Origin of the sequence: Streptomyces phytophilus (assembly GCF_013870535.1) — a bacterium.
GTDB classification, from domain to species: domain Bacteria; phylum Actinomycetota; class Actinomycetes; order Streptomycetales; family Streptomycetaceae; genus Streptomyces; species Streptomyces phytophilus.
Genome location: NZ_JACBXC010000700.1, coordinates 1 through 3,175, shown reverse-complemented (window position 1 = coordinate 3,175; position 3,175 = coordinate 1). Strand labels below are relative to the sequence as shown.

Sequence of the window (3,175 nt, the reverse complement as noted above, 5' to 3'; positions counted from 1 at the left end):
TCCCAGCCGTCCGGGCCCAGCGCCTCGACGCCCCCCGCGCGGCGGCGCAGCCGCTCGCGGTAGAGGTCCTGGTAGTCGGCCATGGCATTGGTGATGGCCCAGGCGACGCCGCCGGTGTGCCCGAAGTGCGGCAGCCCGGGGACGCCCGGCACGGCGAAGCCGACGACGTCGTACTCCGGGCAGGCCAGGTGGATCTGCTGGTAGACGCCGGGGAGTTCGATGAACCGGTGCGGGTCCCCGGCGATCAGCGCGCCGCCGCCGGCGGTCCGCTCGCCGGACACGAGCCAGCCGTTGCTGCCCGCGGTGCCAGGACCGTCGGTGGCGAACAGCTCCACCGCCCCGGCGCCCAGCCGCTCCTGGACCAGCCGGCGCCACAGCTTGGCCGGGAAGCCGGCGAAGAGGATGTGGGTGGACAGCCACACGGCCAGCGGCGTCCAGGGCGACCAGCGGCCCGGCGTGAGGCCGGTGGCCGCGAACTCCGGGGCCCGCGCGGCGCCTTCGGCGAGCCCGGCGTTGACCCCGTCGACGTACGACGACACCCAGCCGGCGGTCTCGCGCTCCTCCTCGGCCAGCTGCCGGAAGCAGCGGCGCGCGGTGTCGTCCAGCCGGACGCGGCGGGCGAAGAGGTCCCAGTCGAGGGCATCCCCGCCCAGGAACGCGGCGGAGGTGCCGGCGGCGCGGTGCCGCTCGGTCTCCAGCTGCCAGGCGCGGTCGAAGGCGGCGTTGCGGCCCTGGGCGTAGGCGAGTTCGCGGGGGTCGGCGGCGCGGATGTGGGGGATGCCCCAGGAGTCCCGGTACACCTCGATGCTCAACGCCGTCGCCACCCCTCGCTCGAAGAAACTTAGGGTAGCCTAACCAAAAAAGTCGGGTGGGGCGCGGTCGGGGGTCCGCGCCCCACCCGGTCGGGGGCCTGCCTCAGTCCCGGATGAGGGCCGTCGGGGGGCCGTACCTCATCCGGACGAGGGGCCGCCCGGGCCCTCGTCCGCGGATTCGAGCTCGTGCGGTCCGCTGCCGGCCGGCAGCTCCGTGTGCTCGTGGTCGTGTGCGACCGCGCGGTACTCCTCGGCGGTCGGCTTCGGGATCTGCGTGTGCGGCCCGAACATGCTGTGCGACAGCCTGGCCCGCACCCGGTTCGCGACGCTCACCGGCGGCCGGCGGACGCCGTTGGCGTCGACGGCCGGGGGCAGTTCGTAGGGCTGCGGCTGCTCGTGCGAGGTGAGCTTGTGCAGCTCGGCCTGCGACAGCGGCTCGTGCACCTCGATGTACTCGCCGTGCGGCAGCCGCTTGATCATGCCGGTCTCGCGGCCGTGCAGCACCTTGTCGCGATCGCGCCGCTGCAGCGCCAGGCAGATCCGCTTGGTGACGATGAAGGTGAGCACCGGCACCACGAACACACCGATCCGCAGCGCCCAGGTGACGTTGTTGACCGAGATGTTGAAGTGCGTGGCGAAGATGTCGTTGCCGCCGCCGATGAGGAACAGCACGTACAGCGAGAGCCAGGTGGTGCCGAGCGCCGTCCGCACGGGCACGTTGCGCGGCCGCTGCAGCAGGTGGTGCTCGCGTTTGTCGCCCGTGATCCACGCCTCGATGAACGGATACGCGCCGATGGCGACGAACATGAGTGGGAAGAGGGTGATGGGGATGAACACCCCGAGTGCGAGGGTGTGGCCCCAGGCGTTGATCTCCCAGCCCGGCATGACGCGCACCATGCCCTCGGCGAAGCCCAGATACCAGTCCGGTTGCGCGCCCGTCGACACTTGGTCTGGTCGGTAGGGTCCCACGTTCCAGATCGGGTTGATGGTCGCGATCGCCGCGATGACGGTGATGACGCCGAAGACCAGGAAGAAGAACCCGCCGGCCTTGGCCACGTACACCGGCATGAAGGGCGCGCCGACGACGTTCTTCTCCGTCTTGCCGGGGCCGCCCCACTGCGTGTGCTTGTGGTAGAAGACCAGGATCAGGTGCACCACGACCAGCGCGACCATCAGTGCGGGCAGCACCAGGATGTGCAGGGAGTACAGGCGTGGAATGATCTCGTGCCCGGGGAACTCGTCGCCGAAGAGGAAGAACGACAGGTACGTCCCGATCAGCGGGGTGGAGAGCGTGGCGCCTTCCACGAAGCGCAGGCCCGTGCCGGAGAGCAGGTCGTCGGGGAGCGAGTACCCGAGGAGGCCCTCGAAGAGGGCGGTGAACAGCATCACCCAGCCGAACAGCCAGTTGAGCTCGCGCGGCTTGCGGAACGAGCCGGTGAAGAAGTGCCGCATCATGTGCACGAACATCGCGATGACGAAGATCAGCGCGCCCCAGTGGTGGATCTGGCGCACCAGCAGACCGCCGCGCACGTCGAACGAGATGTCCAGCGTGGAGGCGTACGCCTCGGACATCCGCACGCCGTTCATCGGCCCGTACGAGCCCTCGTACACGACCTCGTTCATCGAGGGGTTGAACCACAGCGTCAGATAGACGCCGGTGAGCAGGACGACGATGAAGCTGTAGAGCGCGATCTCACCCAGCAGGAACGACCAGTGGTCCGGGAAGACCTTCCTGGTGTACTTGCGTCCGCCGCCGTGCAGTCCGAGCCGGCTGTCGGCCCAGTCCGCGAACCGCTCGCCGGAGGATGCCCGGGTGGGCCGACGGGCGCCCATCGCACCCTGCGACGAGCCTTCCGTCTGGGTTACGGACATACGGTTGCTCCTGCCTCCCTGGTGCACTCACTTCTAATGACAGCAACAGGGAGGCGAATGTGACACGGACGAGCGGCGGTGTGAGTCAGCTCACACGGCTGCTCAACTGCCCGGGATCTCCTGCTCGGTCCAGACGACCTTGCCGCGCGGCGTGTAGCGCACACCCCAGCGGTGAGCCAGCTGGGCGACGAGGAACAGCCCCCGCCCGCCCTCGTCGTTGCTCGTGGCGTGCCGCAGATGCGGCGCCACATGGCTGGTGTCGGTGACCTCGCAGGTCAGTACCGACTGGAGGATGAGCTTGAGCCCGATGGGGCCGGGGGCGTGCCGGACCGCGTTGGCGAGCAGTTCGCTGACGATCAGCTCGGTGGGCAGCGTCAGTTCCCGCAGCCCCCAGTCGGTGAGCCGCCGGCGCACCAGGTCGCGGGCGTCGGAGAGGGCGGAGTGGTCCACCGGCAGCTGCACCTCGACCACCTGGTCCGGCGGCAGCGCCC

General features: G+C 70.0%; 3 protein-coding genes. All 3 read right to left on the bottom strand.

All coding sequences use genetic code 11. From position 1 onward, the window contains the following. Positions 1 to 812 (bottom strand): penicillin acylase family protein (locus tag H5J30_RS23780; RefSeq protein WP_181789412.1); only part of this gene is annotated, 812 nt, incomplete at its 3' end. Positions 813 to 950: 138 nt separating this feature from the next. Next, positions 951 to 2,684 (bottom strand): cytochrome bc1 complex cytochrome b subunit, encoded by a 1,734-nt coding sequence (gene qcrB, locus H5J30_RS23775; protein ID WP_445194956.1) that lies wholly within the window; start codon positions 2,682 to 2,684, stop codon positions 951 to 953. 102 nt (positions 2,685 to 2,786) lie between these two features. Further along, the coding region (locus H5J30_RS23770) for an ATP-binding protein (RefSeq protein WP_181789411.1) at positions 2,787 to 3,175 on the bottom strand (389 nt) is incomplete at its 5' end.

What these genes read in the sequence shown, in the direction of transcription:
- qcrB (WP_445194956.1), bottom strand. Translation starts at nt 2,684, where the DNA reads ATGTCCGTAACCCAGACGGAAGGCTCGTCGCAGGGTGCGATGGGCGCC.